The organism is Microcoleus sp. MON1_C5, assembly GCF_036701875.1.
Classification (GTDB): Bacteria; Cyanobacteriota; Cyanobacteriia; order Cyanobacteriales; family Microcoleaceae; genus Microcoleus.
Genome location: NZ_JAUBRN010000023.1, coordinates 1 through 19690 on the forward strand (window position 1 = coordinate 1; position 19690 = coordinate 19690).

Consider the following 19690-nt stretch of genomic DNA (forward strand, 5'->3'; position numbering starts at 1 on the left):
AGCCGATCGAATTGGCAAAACCTACAGCTAGTATGCGTTCGAGTTCCACGGAACTACCCCGCAGGGGGTAAGTTCCGTTTACCGCAGATGAGGGCAGATTAACACAGATTAACGCCGATGAATTATATAAATTTCGGTTGCATCGGCGCATTGCAAAAAATAGCGAAGCATTCGAGTTGAAAATCTTGGCTTTTAGCCGTAAATCTTCCCCCGAATGCTTTTTTTTAACTGGAACCTTACACAGGTTTTCTACTTAGATTTAGAAGGTGCCGCACTCGGTTTTGCTTGCGCTGCATTTGGTTTAGGTGGCGCTGCATTCGGTTTCGACTCCGCCTTATTGTTCCCTGTTTTACCAGTAACTTGCTGTGTCAAAACTTCCATAGCTTTCGCGTACTGCGGATCTGCCGTTGTAGCGATTTTATCGCGATCGCGCCTCAATTCCTGTTTTTGAGCCTCGGTGAGTTCTACCTTAAAATCCGGTTCAATCCCGGCCTTGTTGATATCAGTGCCCTTGGGAGTAAAATACTTGGCAATTGTCACTGCCAAACCGGCACCATTTCCCACGCCGCGTACTGACTGAACTAAACCTTTACCAAACGTCTTTGTTCCCACCAAAACCGCGCGCTTGTTGTCTTGCAAAGCACCGGATAGAATCTCGCTAGCACTTGCTGAACCGCCGTCTACCAGTACAACTAACGGTTTGTCTGTGAGCTCTGCCTTATTTGCAGTTTGTTTATCGGCCTCACCTACTCGATCGACCGTCGAGACGATCGTACCTTCTTTGAGCCACATCCGAGCAATTTCAATACTTCCGTACAGCAACCCGCCTGGATTGGAACGCAAGTCTAAAATATAGCCCGTTACCTTTTTCTGTTCCAAATCCTTAATTGCCGTTCGCATTTCCGATGCAGCATTCGCACTGAACTGATTTAAGCGAATATAGCCGACTTCTCCGATCGGACTTTTCTGCACCGACTTCCGCACGGGATGAATTTCAATTTTAGCGCGTTTCAGCTTAAATTCTAATTCCTTGCTTCCCCGCAAAATCGTCAGCGTCACCTCAGTATTAGCCTGGCCGCGAATCAAACTTACCGCTTGATTCGTATCCATGCCTTCTGTGCTCTTGCCGTCAATCTTAGTAATGATATCTTTTGCCAGAATACCAGCAGTAAAAGCAGGGGTATCTTCGATCGGCGAAATCACCACCAACTTCTTAGTTTCCTCATCTTGAGTCAACTGAATCCCAACTCCTGTCAGTTCCCCAGAAGTTTCAACCTGCATATTCTGGAACTCTTTAGGGTCCATAAACCGCGTATAAGGATCGTCCAGCTTTTTCAGCATTTCCCGAATTGCTTTGTAAGCTTCCTCGTCGCTGGTATAGGTCCGATTCAAATAATCATTCCGCACCGCTTTCCAGTCAACCTGGTTAAAAGTGCCATCTACATAACTTTTGTCAATAATCTGCCAAACTTCATCAACCAACTCTTTAGGGCTTCCCCGAAAAGAAGCCAGAGATTTAGAACTGCAACCAGTGTTCGCAAGAGTTACAGCAGTGAGTACCACCGCTGCTGCACTTAGAACAAGCCCTCGTTTTGTTATAACCATTTGTCTGACGCGCGGGAGGAAAAGAGTTCAGAATAATTACGCTCAATCTAACACAGGCAAGGCCCGCTCGCGTTTGGCGTACATATATTATTCCACTTTGGCGACTTCTATTCAGGGGCCCGTGAGGGTGCCCACCGTGAATAGAACTCTCACTCTTTGTGGAACAGGCCTTGCAGCTTCTGACAAAGGTGCTCTTCAGTCGGTTTAAACCGACTTCAGCTATGAGACAGGGGTTTCAACCCCTGTCGGACTGTCGGACTGTCGGACTGTCGAACTCTAACAACAGAGAAAGAATCGGCTAAGGATCGACCCAGCGATCGTCCGATTTAATCAAATCAATCAATTCTTGTACACCTCGGTCTTCCGGCACTTTCTTAATTTCTTCCCGGCCCCGGTACAGCGAAATATAACCCGGTTGCTTCCCGACATAGCCGTAATCAGCATCAGCCATTTCTCCCGGGCCATTGACAATACACCCCATTACTGCTATGTCCAAACCCGTGAGATGCTTCGTCGCCTCTCTCACTTTGTGTAACACTTCCTCTAAATTAAACAAAGTGCGACCGCAGGAAGGACAAGCGACATACTCAACCATCGTTTTCCGCAGTCCCAAGGCTTGCAGAATGCTGTAGCAGACGGGAATCTCCTTTTCTGGGGCCTCTGTCAGCGAGACGCGGATGGTGTCGCCGATGCCGTCAGCTAACAAAGGTGCGAGGCCTGCGGTGGATTTGATGCGGCCGTATTCGCCGTCTCCTGCTTCCGTGACGCCGAGATGCAGCGGGTAATCCATGCCGAGTTCGTCCATCCGGTGCACCATCAAGCGGTAAGCAGCAACCATCACGGGTGCGCGGGACGCTTTCAGGGAAAGTACAATATTTCGGAAGTCTAGGGATTCGCAAATTTTGATGAATTCCAGGGCCGATTCTACCATGCCTTCGGGCGTGTCGCCGTAGGTAAAAAGCATCCGTTCGGCGAGGGAACCGTGATTAACGCCGATTCGCAAAGCTTTGCCTTGGTCGCGCAGGGAAATCACCAGAGGTTCCAGGGTTTCGCGGATTTTTTCGCCAATTTCCGCGAATTCGCTGTCGGTGTATTCACTTCTGTCGGCTTTCGGCTTCTCGAACACGTAAAGCCCGGGATTGATCCTCACTTTGTCTACGTGTTTGGCAACTTCGAGGGCAATTTTCATGCCGTTGTGGTGGACATCGGCCACGAGAGGAACTGGTTGGTAGGTGGCGTGCAGTTTTTGCTTGATTTCGGCTAAAGCTTTGGCGTGGGCCATGCTGGGCACGGTGACGCGGACGATTTCGCAGCCTATCTCGTGCAAGCGCCGAATTCCGGCGACTGAACCGTCGATGTCGAGGGTGTCTTCGTTAATCATCGACTGTACGACGACGGGGTTGCCGCCGCCGATGGTGACGCTACCGACTTTGACGGGTCGGGTTTTGCGGCGTTTGATGGTGGTGTCGAAGATGGGTTGGCTAGATGCGCTTTTAGTGGGGTTCGGCAGAGTTTGCATAACTGGTTGCGAGTGTTCTGTAATTAGAGTTTATAAAATTGTGTCTGCTGTTTTTTAGGTTTGCACAGAAAGGGTCTGTTTGGGCAAAGAGGTTTTGGGATTTAGGATTTTTGATAGAAGTACGATCGAACTTGTAACTCACATTATGTATGTTTGGGCGATCGGGCGATCGTTTTTTTAGTATTAAAATTTAACATTCCGGGCGGCCAGGATACCCACTCCACAGATGAATCCGGGGGCTTGTTTAACAGTTGATAAATTTCAGGTAGAATATAAAATTATCGTGGGCGATCGCATCTAGCAAAATTATCTCGATAGTTTGGAGTCTTAAACACTTATGCCAGATGAAACGATTTGGATTGTGACCGCCAATACTTCGGATGAGTCTCCTGATGCACCTGATTCTGACGGTGCGAAGAATGGGGGACATATAGGCGTGGATTGGAGTGATGCTTGGGACGCGCAGCCAAATGAGCCGACCCAAAAGCAGGCGGCAAAAGCGGTTGATAGCTTGCGATTTCACAATGTCAGTATCAAGAAATTAGAAAAAGAATTGGTTGACTTCATGCAAACGGTAGATCAAATGTTCAGCCGTGCGGATGCGGAAGCTGACATGAAATCGATCGAGTTATCTGAAATTGAGTTATCCGCTGCGATTAACGCCGAGGGTTCTTTCAGTTTAGTCGGCCTGGGGGCGAAAGTTGCAGATACAAGAACTGTATTGTTGAGATTTAAACGCAAGTCTTAAGGTGAGATGGGAAAAAATTTAGCCATATCAATTGGCATCAATGCCTATGATTTCCTAACTCCGCTGAAATATGCCAAGCGGGATGCAGAGTTAATGCGTGAATTCTTTCGCGTTCGCGGGGGGTTTGAGAAAGTTCTTTTATTCTCAGAGGACTCTCCTGATATTAAAGGTAAACCAAGTCGTCCTTCTTTTATCAATCTGAAACGAGTTTTGAGGACGATGTTTGAAAAACCTTTTTTGGGGGATGGAGATAACTTTTGGTTTTTCTTCAGCGGTCACGGAATGCCCCATAACGGCTCTGATTATTTGATGCCGTGCGATGGCGATCCGGGAGATATTGAGAATACGGCAATTTCGATTAATTTCGTGACTGAACGCCTGCGCCGCTGCGGTGCTGATAATGTTATTTTGATTCTGGATGCTTGTCGGGATCAAGGGAGTAAATCGGGAGAAGGAATCGGCAATCAAGCCACTGAAGTTGCGCGACAAAAAGGAGTTATTACCTTTTTTTCTTGCAGTCCTAATGAATTGTCCTATGAAATTGAAGATTTACAGCAGGGTATTTTTACAAAAGCACTGCTTGAGGGGTTGGGCGTTCAAGGTAAATGTGCAACTGTTGAGCGATTAGATCATTATTTGAACTCACGAGTTCCTGAACTGATCCGGCAATACAAAAGCAAAAAAGTGCGACAAACACCTTACGTTATTGCAGAGCCGATCGCGAAGTCGCACTTAATTATTTGCCCGCAATATGCAACTTTATATGATGTTGCTAAAATGAAAGTTGATGCTTATTCTGCGGAAGTAAACAAAGATTTTGAGCTGGCTGAACAGTGGTGGATTCGCGTATTAGCAGCATCTCCGGGCGATATAGATGCTATTAATGGAATTAAAAGAATTGTTGTGTCAAGGAGAGAAAATGAGGTATCGTCTCAAGATAATTCTGTTAGTGGCAGCGTTGAAAAGCCATCGCAATCTCCATTGTCTTCAAAATCTACACCTGTAGCGAACACTACTCGTACTGAGGCTGATATTCCTCTCAAATCTGAGCGGGGAGTAGACTATACAAATCTGCGCGATCTACTCGCTGCCCGAAGGTGGAAAGAAGCGGATAGGGAAACGCTGAGACTGATTTTGAAGGCGGCGGGTAGGGAGAAAGAAGGATTGTTGGACACAAAAAGTATTGAAAAATTTCCCTGCGAGGAATTGAGTACCATTGACAAACTTTGGGTAAAGTATTCTAACGGTCACTTCGGCTTTAGCGTAAATAAACGCATTTATCAAAGTCTAGGGGGAACCACTCAACATAATACGGAAATATGGGAGAAGTTTGGTGATACGGTGGGCTGGCGAAAAAACGGTCAATGGCTGTACTACGACGACCTTACTTTCTCAGACAAGAATACGGCGCCAGGACACCTTCCTGTGTCTGTTCTGGCGGGGGAGGGAAAGTCTCTACAGCATTGGATGTTGTACTCGTCTAGTAATTTGTGTTGGTGGTTCTGTTGGTTGGAGTGAGTGTCTCTTCTCTCGCGTCGAGACTTGCAAGGTGTAACATCTAAAGGTTTCACAACTTTGTTAACTACGGGTAGATTAAAGCCACTCGAATAAAATGTTAGAAAAAGGTGCAATAAGTGGCAGACCCTTCAATCCCTCAAAAGCTGGCGGAAAGATTCTCAAGTTATCTAATCAAAATGTTAAAATTACTGAGAAAGGCGTTGGCTTAGTTGAAGCTCATGTTCGCAGATTTAATCCAGTTGGTGAAACTGAGCTAAGAATGGTTGAAAGGTTAAGAGGTATCACCACCCAAACCCTTGTAGCTGAGCCTGTTGATTTACGCTTTTATACTCACGAGTTACGCGAGTATCTCAGGTATAAAAAGCTTGGCTACCCAACGGGACAACCCGCTGACCCGGATCAGGCTTATGAACTCTGGAACAATGCTCACACAGCTACTCTGGAAGATTATAAATTAAAAGAAGGATTCGGCGTTTTATTTCATCCGAGCGTAGAGGAATTTTGATGAAAAACCTAACTCAATTAACCCAGCTTGAATTAGTGCTGCTGGAATTAGTAGCTAAAGGTCAAGGAAAGTGGAGTTGGTACGAACTCGCGAATGCACTTTCCCGTCGAGATGTACCGCGAGAACCTGACATGATGGTTGTCTTAAAAAAACTGGCTGCTGATGGCTTGGTTAAACGATATGTAGAAACTAATTCGCCTCGCGACAGATGGGAATTGACGCCAAAAGGGTCTATGGTGTTGGCAAGCCCAAAAGCAGATAGTCAAAGCAGAATTAGAATTTATTTAATTCCCCTCCGGAAATCAGAAAGTAAATCTTTTGCTTTTGTTGCCCGAGGTACCCAGATGCCTAGCAACAGGAACAACAATCGAGATTTCATTCCCCTCCGGAAATCAGAAAGCAATTCTTCTGATTATTTTACCAGAGTTGCCCCGATGCCTAGGAACAGGAACAACAATCGAGGAAGTAGAACAGCAAATTAAAGCAGCAATAGTTTTTCATTTAGAAGAGTTGCGTCAATCTTCTTCGTCTATTCCTGAAGCCAGGACTTTATGCAAATATGTTGAGGTTTAACGTAATGAAAACTATCAATTAGTATTTGGATGGTGTTTTAGAAGTTATTGCAGGCAAGATTCGATCGCACTTTCCCATCATCCATCAAAAATCAAGGCGCGATCGCACTTCACTCCAGAAATCTCTCTCGCGGATGATGCGATCGCCCCTCCTCCCCAGCAAAACTAAAAAATGTACTGGCAAATCCCTTCACCGACCCAGGCTCAGCAGTTAAATAATCTGAGGTTTTCCATTGGACGATCGTACAAACCCACCAACCACGGCTGTTAACAACCGCCGACCTCTAATTATCGCAGGAATTCTCCTCGGTATCGGTCAATCAGGCTTTTTTGACGGCATTGTGCTGCACCAACTCCTCCAGTGGCACCATATGTTTAGCAGCGTTAAAACCGATGCTACCGTTGCTGGTTTAGAATTGAATACCCTCGGAGATGGATTGTTTCACGCTGCGGATTGGTTGGTAACAATGGCGGGAATCTTCTGTTTGTGGGGTGCTGTGAAGCGCAAAGATGTTCCTTTGTCAACTCAAACTTTTTTAGGTTCCATATTAATTGGTGCTGGATTGTTTGACTTTGTTGAAGGCATTGTTGACCATCAAATTTTGGGAATCCACCACGTCAAACCCGGTATCAACGAGTTAGCTTGGGATTTAGGATTTCTCGCTCTTGGAGTTAGTTTAGCGCTGTTAGGTTGGATGCTTGTACAGAGGGAAGTTCCCGCCGATACTAAAGTTTAAATGAATGCAGAGATTGGGAATTTTACCAAATCCGCGTTACAAATCCCCGACTCTCTTTTTAACTCATCAGTTCATCCCGCCGACTCCAACCACGCGATCAAATCCTCTTTACTCCTAAAATCCAACAAAGCTTCTCCCAAATCATCTAACTGTTCCGCAGATAACCCCTGGATGCGAGTTTGAACTTCCTGTGTAACCTCACCCACCCGCCGCACTATCTGACGCATAATTAATCCTATTTCCCCCTCAATTTTACCCCTTTCAATTCCCTGTTGTAGACCAATTTCTATCCCTTTCATCACAGACCCAATTTGGTCTTGAATAAACATTTCTCGTTTGTCTACATCATTCAATTCGTCTAGTGTCAAATTTGCTCTGTTGGCAATTTCCAGCGCGGTATTAATCTCTTCAACAGACCCCAATGTATCTGGTACTGCTTCCAAAGAGGGCGCGTTTTTCATAAAGTAGATCCATTTTTCCGGCAGATTTTCGAGTTCATTCAATTCTTTTTTAAATTTCGGTAACTCGACAAACACTAATTTTAACTCGCAGTTGGGATAGACGAATTTCTCTTCTGTTTCTGTGAATTCAAAGTTAGAGATTAGTTTTTCGGTGTTTTCAAATAAGATAAAGTCGGTGATGGTTAAAGCAATGACTGGATTTAACTTTAAATAACCTTCTCCGGCTTTGAGTTGAGTAGAATAGGTTTTGGCTGCATTGTACACTACCCGTTTTTCAAAGGCGGCGACGTTGAGTACCTGCATTTCCACAATCACGGTTTTGTTACCGGTAATCTTGGCTTTGACATCCAGGTAAGTGTCTTTCAATCCTGTAACGCTTCCTGCTGAATAAGGGTCAATTATTTCTAATTCTTGGATGGTTGGTTCTCCGTTATACAGCATTGCATTTAGGAAGCTGATGAGAATTTCTGGATGTTCGGAAGAAGCGAATATTTTTTTGAATGCAAAATCTGTTTTGGGACTGATGAAGCGCATATATTTTATAGGAATTTTTTTATGAACCGCAGAGGGCGCTGAGGACACAGAGGAGAAGAAAAGAGAGGAAGATGGATATTGACAAATATGGGAAGGGTTGGGTTTTGTTCTCTCCACCCAACCTATTATCTGAATGCTTTTATCAGCCTGTGGCTTCAGTAGTAGTTGCAGGTGACATAACTAGCTTTCCAGCTATGTCCATCGTCGCAAGCTTCAGCACTTCATTAAAAGCTAAACCCCGAATTTTGAGTTCCCACCGAATGCCTTTTGCTTTCATTCGTTTGGCTTTCCGCATATCGACATCAGCAGCTTTTTGATTCAAGAGCAAATATTTCATTGCTGCTGTAGCTTCTACTTTTGTGGGAAATGCAATATAGGTGATAAATCCGCCGTCCCAATGATTGGCGTTGCGGACACTGCTGATAGTCGCAACTCTCGGACTAAAGCGGTTCCAGTAAAAGTCGCTGTAGCCGATCGACTGTGTATTGACTTGGAGTTTGTTTGCCATCTGACTTAACTCCTCTAACCTTGTGTGCGGGGTTGGCAGCAGGGCTTTAATTCTGCTATTTATATTATAGCATTGGGAAGTGGGAATTGGGAGCGAATCCTGGCTGTTGTTTTACCTCCCAGACTGCTTCTGTGAAGTCGGGAAAGTAAAATATCCCCAATACCTTTAGTTCTTTTTTGTCTCGAATACAACTGCCTCAAAAAGCTCTACAAGCTTTAAGTCTGAATAAACCGATAAATACAAATACTTTTCCAGTTTCTGCCGATTTCTAGGTAAGAATAAACCTAAGCCTGATAAGCTTTTATACTTATGCCTAATTCTTGAGTCCAGTAATTCACCATTCTGTTGCACTCTCTGAATGAGAAAATTATTTAAAAATAACAAGAAATCGTTACAAGCTGACGGACTTGCACCTGATAATTGGGTAAGTTTTTGTAAAAAATTTGCGAAATCAACAAAGGTTTCTCCAAAGCTACGATAAACTACTACAGTAGTGTTATTGGAAAAATTGACTTCAGGTCCTAAAATTGAGGATATAAAAACTTTCACTGGCGCAATATCTGCTTGCAAAATAGAATCAATCACAACATTAACTTTTTCGGCAAAGTAGCGGAAATAATGATTGTTAGTTAATGTCAAACTATGGTACATATCAGGCGGTTCATAATCCATCATCTTTTTAGCTAGCTGAGAACCATCAATGTCTGGATCATCGCTCAAATGGCTTAACAATTGCTCATAATAGTAATTTGGCACTCCAAGTGGCAGTTGAGAGGAAAGCGTATACTTAGCAGTATTTTGGAAGGTATGGTGTACTTCAATATTTCCTTTATGACAATTTTGGAAAAATAATAATTCTAGATTTCCCTTTACAGAGCGGTTAAAATTCAATATAATTTGATTTATTTTTTGAAGATTCATCCATCTAATTTCTGAAATTAAAGGGGACGTGGGATGTTCGTCGGGGCTGATTTCCATAAGCGTTCCACCATGACCTAAAAACACAATAGCCCAGCGTTTGGCTTGAAATTGAGATTGTGCCCAAGTCAGATACTCACTCAAGACTTCTGCACTACTACTATCTACTGTTTCTAAGTATTGCGTATCAACTTTACCTTGGCTAATGATGCTTCTAGAAACTTGTGCTGATCCGCTAAAGTCTGATTGTACTACTACTAAAACTTTGTCACTTTTTACACCTTTACTTAGCATTTGAATAATTGGTTGCCCGAATCTTGAGAGATTATTGTCATAGGGCATCCAGTATAGTAATATCCAGTCATAATGATTTTTGACCGTACTTCCAAGCATATATTGGTCTCCCGAGTAATATATTGTCCCTATTAAAGAACTCATGCTTACTGTTACCAATTTGAGTGCTTCTCTCCTTTTCACTTTTTCGACTCCTGATTGAGGATGTTCAGCTTTTTTTAGACTGTATTTTTTGCTAACTAAAACCTCAATTCATATTCAGCAGTGACGCGGTTGTCTCCTTGAAAATTACTCGAACCCCTGAGTAAAATTTTATCGCTCACTCGATAGCGCACAGTAAATTCAGTCGGTTGATTTGCTGACAAAACTCGGATGATTGATGCAGAAATATTGCGCGTGATGTCAAACCCCACTTCTAAACCTAAACCGAGAGAACCCGCACCAGAACTGGAACTAGCAGTTTGTGCTTCGTTGCCTCTAATCCGAGTGGGAAATAAGCGAAATTCGCTCAATCCTGTGGCGTTAGTAATGGCAGATTGAAGGTTGTTCAATAAACCCGCACCCGCTAAATTTGCGATCGCCAGCGTACTGTCTCCCTGTCCCAAAGTCTGCACGAAACTGCCGCCCAAGAGCGCTACAATCTCTGTTTCCGATCGACTCGGAGAACTCCTCAACTCCAGACTTTCCGCCAACTGAGAAGCTCTTCCCTGCACTAACGCTTGAACTCGGACACTCCGCACATTGCCGAAACTTGTCGGTTCGTCTGCGATTTCAGAGGCTACAGATGTGCCGGGAGTGCGGAACCGCGTTACTTCCTGCACCGAAGTTGCTAATCTCACATCCAGCGTCGGATCGAGTCCTTGTCCTGGTACAAAGGTAGCTGTCTGCGCGTATCCTCGATCGAGTCTAAACTCTGTCGTAAACAAATTCACCGACCCGGAAGTCAACCGAATCGTACCGACAGGGCGAAGGTCATCTAAAGTTCCATTCACCGTCAAGCCCCCAGTGGCCTGAAAACTCAATATCGGCGCACTCGTTACCCGAATTCCCCGGCCCAAATTCAGCCGCAAATCGTTCACTCCAACTTCAAAGGGAGGGGAAGTCGGAGTCGCACCAGAAGGAGAAACCTCAGTCGTCGGGGAAGCAGAAACCTCAGTCGCAGGGGAAGGGGAAGATGTCGAAGGAGAATCAGAAGCAGAAGAGGAAGAAGCTAACTCAGTTGTGCCGCCGCCGGGACTCCGGAGAAATACTTCGCCGTTGTACAGTTCAATATTACCGCTCAACTGCGGGCGCCTAGCCGTGCCCCTTGCCTGCACTTGACCGACTACGCCGCCGCGGTACAATCCTCTGAGGTTCAGTGCTAACTTGTCGAGATTCACAGCCAAAGGATTAGCCGCATCGACATCGCCCTCAGCAAAAGGCACAGACAGCGGAATCACGCCAGCGGCGACAACTTCTCCCTGACTCAACTGTCCCCGAATTCCTTCTACCCGAATACGATCGCCCTCAAAGCGCACCGTCCCAGTCAGCCCTGTCAGCGGTTCTGGGAAGGCTTGCGCGCGGACAGTTGCATTTTCAAAATTCGCAATTCCTTGCGCTACAGGGTCTTGCAGCGTCCCTCCGACGCGAATTTGCACCTGTCCCTGACCGCTGACCCACGCAACTTGCGGAGTCAATACATTAATAATTGCCAAACCTTCATTTTGCAAATTCGCCCTCAAATCGATTTGATCGCTGTCGGCCTTCACCGCTGCAAACGGCAACTCAAAAGGCAAACTTCCCTGCACTTCAATCGGTTCGGTTTGAGTTACCAAAGCGCTGCCACCAAAATTCAGGCGGGCATTGCTGTAACTGAAACTACCGTCGGCTTGTTTAATCGGTTCTCCGTTTAGCGTACCCTCAAGCAAACTCAATTCCCCGGTGGCTTGCGGGTTTTCCAAACTGCCGGCTAAATTCGCGCGCAAATTCAAATTTCCCGTGACATCTACAAAAGGCAATTCCACCAGTTTTGCCAACTCTTCCAGCGGCACATTTTCTACCCGCAACTGCCCGGATTGAGCTTTTTGCCCGAGTTGTCCCGAAAAGCCGATCGCACTTTCGCCCGATCGAATTTCCAAAGGCAAAACAGTTAAAATCCCGTCCTGAAAACTGCCTTCAAGGCTGAACTTTTCGGCGACATATTCTCCCCACTGCCAGTTATCGCCTTTGACGTTAAATTGAGCTTGTACACCTGTTTGCAAAGAACCGGCGACAGCAATTTCCGCGCCAAAAGTGCCTTGCAATTGGGATAAGGGAGGCAATTTTTCTGATGATTCCACGGCCTGCTGCTGCTGCTGCAAAATAGTTTCAATTTCTGCCAAGCGGCGCAACTGTTCAATTAGCGGGGCTTCTGGTTCTCCTACTGCTACAGTTTGCACGTCGGCGGCGCTAGCGTAAACCGGAGGTTTTAAGCCTCTAGCCAAGTCGCCTAAATTGAAATATTGCAAAGCGGCTAAAACCTGTTGCAAATTGCCTTGCTGGACGTTAACTTTCCCGGCAAATTGCGGGTTTGCGCCTGTTTGAACATTGCCGGAAATTAAGTATTGACCGCTGCCTTGGCGGAATATGCCATTTGTGAGAGTGGCGCTGCCGTTAGCGTAGCTGAATTCGGCTTGGAAACTGTCACCTTTAATGTAGCCGATCGCCGGTTGGGCGATCGCAATTTGTCCGCTTGCTTGCAAAGTCGCCGGATTTAACGGCATCTTCCAACCGGGCACATTCACTTGTCCCGAAACCGTACCGGTTATCGGCCCCAAACCGGCCTCTTTACCGGGTGCGAGATTCAAAGCAGCGAGGGGAAAATCGCTTAAATTAACTCGCAAAGTTTCTCCCTCGGTTTGGCCGCTAGCCACAGATTCCCCGCGTTGAATTAAGAAAGATGTCGGCAGAAAAGATGGATTTAAAGCTACTTCAATTTTGTCGCTGGCGCCGGCCAAACGCAAATCTACACTTTTCCCAGCATCCGCATTCACACTCCCCGCCAGTACCGGGTCAAAAGCGATTTGATTTACTGCTAAATCCCGCACTTCCACATCGCCAACTAAGCTGAGGGCAGCGAGGGTTCCGGTGAGGCTGCCGGTAAAATCGACATTGCCGCGCAGGGGTGGGTTTTGCTGTGAGGAATTTTTGTCCGCAATTGCAGACAAAAATCCTAGTTGTTCTGCTGGTAAGGCTTCCAGGTTAAAGTTGGCGAGTTTGACATCCAAATCTAAGTTGGAAATTGAGGGCCCTCCTTTACCTTCGAGTTCGACGTTAACAAAGCCGTTTGCTGTCAAACCGGGAGTTGTGGCGTTCTCAATTTCCACCCGTTTGCCGTCCCAATTAAATACTGCCTCAAAAGGTTGTTTCAAAAACGGCACTTCCGAGATGCGGAAACTGCCACCGGCGCGAACTGTTTGTGGGGAAGCGGCAATCGGGCCGGATAAATTGATATTGCCGTTAAACAGTCCTCCAAGCTGGGGGAGATTTTGGGCACCAGAGACTACACCTCCGGTTTGCAAGCTTTGTCGCTGCGACTCAAAGGCTTGCTGGAAGCGACTTAGAGCAATTTGCTCGCCCTCGATTGACGCGCGCCAATTCCCCGATTCTGCGCGCCCTTTAGCATTGACAATTCCTCCGCCGTTGGCGAGTCGAATTTGTCCGTCGCCGTTGGCGGTGATGCCGTTGGCGGTTAGATTATCTACTGTTCCCAAAATGCGGACTTGGCCGTCGAGGGTTCCCTCAATTTCTGGCGGTAAATCCGCTGTCAGCAAACCTGTTTGTTTGAGGGTTTGTTCTAAATTACTGACGGCAATTCCGTTTGTTTCCAGCAATGCTTGCAAGTTGCCGTTTTCTAATTTGGCCGTAGTATCGATCGCCCCGAGTCGATCGACCACAATCACTCCTTCTCCGCTACCATTAATTCCCTTGGCTGTCAAGTTATCCAAACTGCCCGCTGCTTGGAATTCGCCGTTAACTCTGCCGTCAAATCCTTTAGGCAAAGTCGCCGTCAGCGGAAACAGTTGGGTATTGCGGATTGTTTGTTCTAAGCGACTGAGAATAACTCGATCGGCATCGGCGAAAGCTTGCCAGCGTCTGCCTTCTAATTTACTTCTAAAAGCAAGAGTACCGTCCCCTATATTGAGTTTGCCGCTGCTGCTGACGCCTATGTCAGCGGCGGTTGAATTATCAAGACTGCCGCTGGCTTGAATTTGATTGGATATTTGTCCGTCAAGCGATTGGAGATTTTGGATTTTGGATTTTAGATTGTTGATATTGGCGACTGTTTGGGGATTGTCAGCAGCGAAAGCTAAGCCAACATCTAACAGGGGCAATCCTAAATCTCCTAAGCGCCTGATGGAAGTGCGATCGGTTTCTGCTGTTGCTTGCCAGTTTCCCGCTACCAATTCTCCTTTTAAATTAACATTGCTGCCGGCAAGATTGAGTCTGCCGCTGCCGCTGGCATTGATGCTGCTAGCAGTCAAATTGTCAAGACTTCCCGATGCTGTAAATTGACTCGATAGCAGTCCGTCAAGCGATTGGAGATTTTGGATTTTGGATTTTATATTGTTGATATTGGCGACTGTTTGGGGATTGTCAGCAGCGAAAGCTAAGCCAACATCTAACAGGGGCAATCCTAAATCTCCTAAGCGCCTGATGGAAGTGCGATCGGTTTCTGCCTTTCCCTGCCAGTTTCCGGCTACCAATTCTCCTTGTAAATTGACATTGCTGTCGGCAAGATTGAGTCTGCCGTTGCCGCTGGCATTGATGCTGCTAGCAGTCAAATTGTCAAGACTTCCCGATGCTGTAAATTGACTCGATAGCAGTCCGTCAATCGATTTTAGATTTTGGATTTTGGATTTTAGATTGTTGAGATTGGCAGATTGCTGATTTTCGGGATTGAATGCTGAAGCCACATCTAAAATCGGCAGTGTCAAATCTACCAAGCGGCTGATGGAAGTGCGATCTGTTTCTGCTGTGGCTTGCCAGTTTCCCGCTACCAATTCTCCTTGTAAATTGACATTGCTGTCGGCAAAATAGAGCCTACCGTTGCTACTAAAATTGATTCCGCCAGCAGTCAAGTCGTCAACATTTCCCGCAGCTTGAAATTTCCCTGCTAGCTGTCCGTTTAACGTTTTAAGATTTTGGATTTTAGCTTCTAGATTCTCCCGATTGGCTGGCGTTTCCCGTGCTAAAAACGGCAAACCAATATCAATTAATTGATTGACAGCCACTTTTTCAGTGTTGCCAAAAACTTGCCATTTCCCCGATTCTAGTTCGCCATTAACATCAACAATACTGTCAGCAATATTCAGCGTTCCTTTGCCCGTCGCAGCGATCGCATTTAAACTCAAATCGTCCAGAGTTCCTGCTGCTTCGGCGGTTCCGCTGACCAAACCGGCTAGTTCAGGAGGTAAATTAAGGTCTGGCAGGACTTGCCGCAAACTGTTGAGATCCACGCGATCGCCCTCGATGATAGCTTGCCACTCACGGTCTTTTAGCGCAGCCTCTACGTTAACAGAAGCGTCGCCAATTTTCACAACCGTATTTTGCAAATCCGCCGAATTCCTTGCGGCTCGAATGGAGCCCGCTGCGGGGAAAGTTCCTTGCGGTGCTTGCCATTGAACTCTAGCTTGAATGTTGTCTAAGGGGCCGAAAATTTGAGCTTTTGCGGAGACATTGCCAATTGTAACAGTAGCAGGAATTGGGAGAGCGTAAATTTGGGCGAGATTATCTGCAGGCAAGTTTTCAGCTTGCAAGTCAAACACCAAACCCGATGGCGAATTCTTACTTTTTAAAGCAATCTCAACTTCACCTTTGCCGCCAAGTTTACCCCCCGCCGCAGGCACTACCAAAATATCGCTCAAAGTCAAAGCTAAAGAGGAAAACGCGGGAATAGAAGATTTAGAATTGGGAGTTGGGGTTTTAGCTATTCTCCCGCGTTCCAATTTGAAATTAGTGCTAATATTATTTAATGGCAGTCGATCGACCGTAGCGGGTTTTGTCGAGGCGATCGCACCTGTCACCACCGGTTGATCGACGGTTCCAGTTAGCTTGACATCGGCCTTCACCTCCCCCGCAACAGCAACCGGCAATACTACTTTCTGTCCTAACTCTGTCTCCACCGCAGTGACAACACTTGCAAAAGCCACTGGTTGCACGCTAGTTGCCAGATTGAAGCTAGCGTTCTCCAAATTAAAATTAGTTCCAGTTGCGACTGTTCCTGCTATTCTAAGCGGAATTAGACCGTAATTAGCCGCCAGACTATCGACAATCACAGTAGTTCCCTGAAACCGCAACTGACCGCTGCTATTTTGTATGATTTGTTTCAAGGGAGCAATACTCGCTTGCACTCCTCCAAAACTAGCCGTTCCAGTAATTCCCGATACTTTATTCTCTCGCACTTGCACGGTTAAATTGCCATTAGCCAGACCTTTTTGTAAAGAAATGCCGGAAAGTCTTAGCAAGCGAGCGAGGTCGGGTAAAGGCAAATTTTGACCTTGCAACTGCAGGTTAGTTTGAGCTGCAGGTAACATAGAATCAGCTTTAAGTATAAAATTATCGCTATTAGTAAACTGACCGTTTACTTCGTAGAGAACGCGCTGGTTTTGGTCGCGAAATAGAGCACTGCCATTTTTCAAATTTACAGAAATCGGAGCCGAAGTTGTCTGTCCGACTGGGGGACGCGGCACCAAAACTGCGACGGAATTTTCAGCTCGAAATGCTTCAACTTCAGTTTTAAATAAACCCGGAGATTTCTGCTCCGCAGTTGGAATATTAACCCAGCGGCCTTTAGCATCCTGTTCGATATAAGCGCTGGCTTTAACTAAGGTAATATCTAATTTGAGATTGCGGGTGAACAGCAGTTGCAAAACCGAAAACTTTACTTTAACTGCTTCTGTAGAAGCGTAATCCGGATCGGTAGGAGTTGCAGGTAAAGTCGATCGGCCAAACTGCAAACTTGTCAGAGAAAATCCCTCCAAACGTCCGAGTTGCACGGGCCGCTTCAGCAACTGGCTGACTTCAGTTTCCACCAAAGGAGCTAACTTTTCCCGCACCCACTGGTATCCTACCGCCGCCCCAACCAAGGCGAGAATACCCAATCCCGTACCGCTAAGCAGCAGCAGACGCCACCAGCGGCGGTGGGGACGGGGTGCGAGTTGATTTTTGTTATCGTCGGAGTTAGTCATGGGTGTTTCTCAGAAATCAGAGAATTCAGGAATTAAGGGAATCAGCCAATTTTAGACAGGTATAATTTCTGTGATTCGCCAGTGTGCCTTCTGCCTTTGGTAGACTCAGAAGTGAGGTCGGAAGTGCCGATCGGGCGCAGCGAAGGTCGAAGGCACGCCCCCACTCCAGGGTAGACTCCAGAAACCTTTACCGAACTTAATCAAAACACGCAACATCACCTAAAACCAAGTCCTCCAACTCCCCCAAATCCTCTAGGTTTCCCCCGCTGTGCAGGATCGGCGGTCAATCTAAAATCTCAAATATCAAACCAAGTCGTCCAAATGCCCCAATTCCTTTCGATCCCGCCAGTGCAGGATCGCTGGTCAATCTAAAATCTAAAATATAAAATTTAAAATCGGTTGCCCGATCGCTTCTAAGATAAAAAAATGGTGGTTAAGAAGGTCTTTAAAACTTATGCGAGTGTTCGTCTTACTCTTCAATGCCCGCACCGAGAATGAGGGAATTCATACCATTCAACTCGGCGATCGCAATAAAGTTCTGATGTTTGAGTCAGAAGACGACGCCACCCGCTTTGGCGTGATGTTGGAAGCTCAGGATTTCCCCGAACCCACTGTCGAGGCGATCGACGAGGAGGAAATTAAGGATTTCTGCAACAGTGTTGATTATGATTGGGAACTCATACCGGCGGGGGCGTTGGAGATTCCGCCAGAAAACAATGTAACACAGACTCAGTGGCAGCCGGAGCCGGAGCCGGATCTCGCTCTGGATTCTGAGGTTTCCCAAAACGAACTGGATTCTATTCGCCGCCGACTCGAAGGACTTTTGTAAACGGAAGGTTCGGCAACGGATTCTGTAGCGGATGTAACGGGTGGATATTGAGATTCGAGGCTCGATGTGAAGAAGGAACAGGGAAGAAGGATAAATTTAATCTCTTCCAGCGTACTCAATCAAGGGCTTCATTTGTAGATACAGGCTTGCAGGCTGAACCAGGGACTCTGTATGTCTCCTGACTTCGCTTGAAGGCCGACAACTGACAATTAACAACTGAGAAAAAATGAAGAATTTGGAAGAACGGGGCCATCTGCTGACTGAACAGGTGAATACCAACAGCGAGAATTTAGACCAACTCAGTTCGATCGAATTAGTGGACTTGTTCAACCGGGAAGACGCCCAAACCTTAAGCGCGATCGCCCGTGCCCGCGAACAGTTAGCCGAAGCGATCGACATTGCAGCCGAGTCTCTGCGTCAAGGAGGTCGCCTGTTTTACGTCGGTGCGGGTACTTCCGGGCGTTTGGGGGTGCTGGATGCGGCCGAGTGTCCCCCCACCTTCTGCACGCCGCCAGAACTCGTACAGGGCATAATTGCCGGGGGTGCGGGGGCTTTGGTGCGGAGTTCGGAGGATTTGGAGGATCGGGCTGAAGATGGGGCTGAGGCGATCGCCCACCGTCAAATTACCAACTTAGATGTGGTTGTCGGGATTACGGCTGGAGGTACAACGCCGTTTGTCGCGGGCGCTTTGCAGGCGGCACGCCAGCGGGGGGCGAAAACTGTGTTTATGGCCTGCGTACCCGTCGAACAAGTGAGTTTTGAGGCTGATGTTGATATTCGGTTGTTGGTTGGCCCGGAGGTAGTGGCGGGTTCGACGCGCTTGAAAGCGGGTACAGTAACAAAAATGGCTTTAAATATCATTTCGACTGGGGTAATGGTGAAGCTGGGGAAGGTTTACGGCAATCGGATGGTTGATGTGGCGGTGACTAATAAGAAATTGCGCGATCGGGCTGTGCGGATGTTGCAGGATTTGACTGATTTAAGCCGGGAGGAGGCGGGTTTTTTGCTCGAAAAAAGCGGCAAGTCTGTAAAATTAGCTTTGATGATGCACTGGACTAATTTGGAGAAGGAAGAGTGCGATCGAATTCTGGGCGAGTTTCAAGGGAATTTGCGATCGGCTGTGGCCTCCATTAGTCAGTAGTCAGTAACCTGATTTGAGTTGTTAGTCATTTGCACCATCGATTCAAAAAATTGTGAAATCTCTTCAGTGGATCTGATGTGATAAACACTTTTGGTATTTTGAGCGCGATCGACATACTCCCGATATCTGGGAGTCAAATACTTGTGACACAACCAAAGAACACGGGAACTATTAATTGAACTCTTCAAGATCGGACTCTTTTGGGGCCAGCCTTCTGGCGGTATAAACTTACCTGTAATCAGCCGTTTAGTCACCCACCAGAAATGCACGTATAGGGGCAGATCGACAAAAACCAGAGTATCTGCCTCGTTGAGTCGAAGCCATAGGGTTTCCATGCAACCAAAACCGTCTATAATCCATCGGTCAGTAGCCAAAATTTTCTCATGCGTATGCTTATATTCTTCATTTGGAACCTCAGCGCCCCCAGATTGATATTGAATCTTATCCAAGGGGTAAAGTGGCAAACCAGTGATTTCTGATAATCTCTTGCTTAGAGTTGATTTACCGCCTCCAGTGTTGCCAAACACGGCTACTTTTTTCATAGTTACCCCTCTTAGTAATGATGAAGTTTGTAGCAAGATTTGGGATAATTG

The 19690-nt window shown here is 46.4% G+C and carries 16 protein-coding genes; 9 read left to right on the forward strand and 7 right to left on the reverse strand.

The window, feature by feature from the left end; translation table 11 throughout:
- Positions 1-249 precede the first annotated feature (249 nt).
- A complete protein-coding gene (gene ctpC, locus QUA71_RS13330) occupies positions 250-1605 on the reverse strand; it encodes a carboxyl-terminal processing protease CtpC (protein WP_333285560.1) in 1356 nt (451 codons plus the stop codon).
- Positions 1606-1903: 298 nt separating this feature from the next.
- Entirely contained in the window at positions 1904-3124 is a 1221-nt protein-coding gene (gene ispG / locus QUA71_RS13335) for a (E)-4-hydroxy-3-methylbut-2-enyl-diphosphate synthase (protein ID WP_333285562.1), read from the reverse strand.
- 337 nt (positions 3125-3461) lie between these two features.
- Here ispG and QUA71_RS13340 point away from each other — a divergent pair, with 337 nt between their 5' ends.
- From QUA71_RS13340 to QUA71_RS13370, 7 genes are all read left to right on the forward strand, one after another.
- Positions 3462-3872 (forward strand): Pepco domain-containing protein, encoded by a 411-nt coding sequence (locus tag QUA71_RS13340; RefSeq protein ID WP_333285564.1) that lies wholly within the window; start codon positions 3462-3464, stop codon positions 3870-3872.
- A gap of 6 nt (positions 3873-3878) precedes the next feature.
- Positions 3879-5390: a GUN4 domain-containing protein gene (locus tag QUA71_RS13345; protein WP_333285566.1), complete on the forward strand. Its 1512-nt coding sequence runs from the start codon at positions 3879-3881 to the stop codon at positions 5388-5390.
- A 94-nt stretch (positions 5391-5484) separates the two neighbouring features.
- Positions 5485-5895, forward strand: a complete 411-nt coding sequence (locus tag QUA71_RS13350; RefSeq protein WP_333285568.1) for a hypothetical protein — start codon at positions 5485-5487, stop codon at positions 5893-5895.
- Complete coding sequence (locus tag QUA71_RS13355; protein WP_333285681.1) at positions 5895-6377, forward strand: hypothetical protein; 483 nt, start codon at positions 5895-5897, stop codon at positions 6375-6377. Before QUA71_RS13350 ends, QUA71_RS13355 begins: the two co-directional genes overlap by 1 nt.
- Entirely contained in the window at positions 6322-6468 is a 147-nt protein-coding gene (locus tag QUA71_RS13360) for a type II toxin-antitoxin system HicB family antitoxin (protein WP_333285675.1), read from the forward strand. The genes QUA71_RS13355 and QUA71_RS13360 overlap by 56 nt, the downstream gene beginning before the upstream one ends.
- A gap of 25 nt (positions 6469-6493) precedes the next feature.
- On the forward strand, positions 6494-6682 hold the full coding sequence (locus tag QUA71_RS13365; RefSeq protein WP_333285570.1) for a hypothetical protein: 189 nt from the start codon (positions 6494-6496) through the stop codon (positions 6680-6682).
- Positions 6683-6700: 18 nt separating this feature from the next.
- Positions 6701-7204 carry a DUF2243 domain-containing protein gene (locus QUA71_RS13370; protein ID WP_333285572.1) on the forward strand — a complete coding sequence of 168 codons (504 nt, stop codon included), beginning with the start codon at positions 6701-6703 and terminating at the stop codon, positions 7202-7204.
- A gap of 71 nt (positions 7205-7275) precedes the next feature.
- Here QUA71_RS13370 and QUA71_RS13375 read toward each other — a convergent pair whose 3' ends face one another.
- The 4 genes from QUA71_RS13375 to QUA71_RS13390 form a co-directional block, all read right to left on the reverse strand.
- Positions 7276-8199 carry an Rpn family recombination-promoting nuclease/putative transposase gene (locus QUA71_RS13375; RefSeq protein WP_190733890.1) on the reverse strand — a complete coding sequence of 308 codons (924 nt, stop codon included), beginning with the start codon at positions 8197-8199 and terminating at the stop codon, positions 7276-7278.
- 142 nt (positions 8200-8341) lie between these two features.
- A complete protein-coding gene (locus tag QUA71_RS13380; protein ID WP_006633171.1) occupies positions 8342-8707 on the reverse strand; it encodes a hypothetical protein in 366 nt (121 codons plus the stop codon).
- Positions 8708-8872: 165 nt separating this feature from the next.
- On the reverse strand, positions 8873-10018 hold the full coding sequence (locus QUA71_RS13385) for a clostripain-related cysteine peptidase (RefSeq protein ID WP_333285575.1): 1146 nt from the start codon (positions 10016-10018) through the stop codon (positions 8873-8875).
- Between the two features lie 140 nt (positions 10019-10158).
- The gene (locus QUA71_RS13390) at positions 10159-17127 is read right to left on the reverse strand and encodes a translocation/assembly module TamB domain-containing protein (protein WP_333285577.1); all 6969 of its coding nucleotides are present in this window, start codon (positions 17125-17127) and stop codon (positions 10159-10161) included.
- Positions 17128-17581: 454 nt separating this feature from the next.
- Here QUA71_RS13390 and QUA71_RS13395 point away from each other — a divergent pair, with 454 nt between their 5' ends.
- Together QUA71_RS13395 and murQ are read left to right on the forward strand one after the other, a co-directional pair.
- Positions 17582-17956 (forward strand): DUF3110 domain-containing protein, encoded by a 375-nt coding sequence (locus tag QUA71_RS13395; protein ID WP_333217859.1) that lies wholly within the window; start codon positions 17582-17584, stop codon positions 17954-17956.
- Between the two features lie 226 nt (positions 17957-18182).
- Positions 18183-19097, forward strand: coding sequence for an N-acetylmuramic acid 6-phosphate etherase (gene murQ / locus QUA71_RS13400; RefSeq protein ID WP_333285579.1), 915 nt, complete (start codon positions 18183-18185; stop codon positions 19095-19097).
- On the opposite strand, the gene QUA71_RS13405 is transcribed toward murQ, so the two are convergent.
- The gene (locus tag QUA71_RS13405) at positions 19091-19639 is read right to left on the reverse strand and encodes an adenylate kinase (RefSeq protein ID WP_333285581.1); all 549 of its coding nucleotides are present in this window, start codon (positions 19637-19639) and stop codon (positions 19091-19093) included. The two genes, murQ and QUA71_RS13405, sit on opposite strands and share 7 nt — an antisense overlap.
- Positions 19640-19690 lie beyond the last annotated feature (51 nt).

Bases quoted from the DNA above. Each gene is read 5' to 3' on its own strand.
- QUA71_RS13340 (WP_333285564.1), top strand. From the start codon at position 3,462: ATGCCAGATGAAACGATTTGGATTGTGACCGCCAATACTTCGGATGAG.
- QUA71_RS13395 (WP_333217859.1), top strand. From the start codon at position 17,582: ATGCGAGTGTTCGTCTTACTCTTCAATGCCCGCACCGAGAATGAGGGA.
- QUA71_RS13390 (WP_333285577.1), bottom strand. From the start codon at position 17,127: ATGACTAACTCCGACGATAACAAAAATCAACTCGCACCCCGTCCCCAC.
- QUA71_RS13385 (WP_333285575.1), bottom strand. From the start codon at position 10,018: ATGCTTGGAAGTACGGTCAAAAATCATTATGACTGGATATTACTATAC.
- murQ (WP_333285579.1), top strand. From the start codon at position 18,183: ATGAAGAATTTGGAAGAACGGGGCCATCTGCTGACTGAACAGGTGAAT.
- QUA71_RS13380 (WP_006633171.1), bottom strand. From the start codon at position 8,707: ATGGCAAACAAACTCCAAGTCAATACACAGTCGATCGGCTACAGCGAC.
- QUA71_RS13350 (WP_333285568.1), top strand. From the start codon at position 5,485: ATGTTAGAAAAAGGTGCAATAAGTGGCAGACCCTTCAATCCCTCAAAA.
- ispG (WP_333285562.1), bottom strand. From the start codon at position 3,124: ATGCAAACTCTGCCGAACCCCACTAAAAGCGCATCTAGCCAACCCATC.
- QUA71_RS13355 (WP_333285681.1), top strand. From the start codon at position 5,895: ATGAAAAACCTAACTCAATTAACCCAGCTTGAATTAGTGCTGCTGGAA.
- QUA71_RS13345 (WP_333285566.1), top strand. From the start codon at position 3,879: ATGGGAAAAAATTTAGCCATATCAATTGGCATCAATGCCTATGATTTC.
- QUA71_RS13375 (WP_190733890.1), bottom strand. From the start codon at position 8,199: ATGCGCTTCATCAGTCCCAAAACAGATTTTGCATTCAAAAAAATATTC.
- QUA71_RS13405 (WP_333285581.1), bottom strand. From the start codon at position 19,639: ATGAAAAAAGTAGCCGTGTTTGGCAACACTGGAGGCGGTAAATCAACT.
- ctpC (WP_333285560.1), bottom strand. From the start codon at position 1,605: ATGGTTATAACAAAACGAGGGCTTGTTCTAAGTGCAGCAGCGGTGGTA.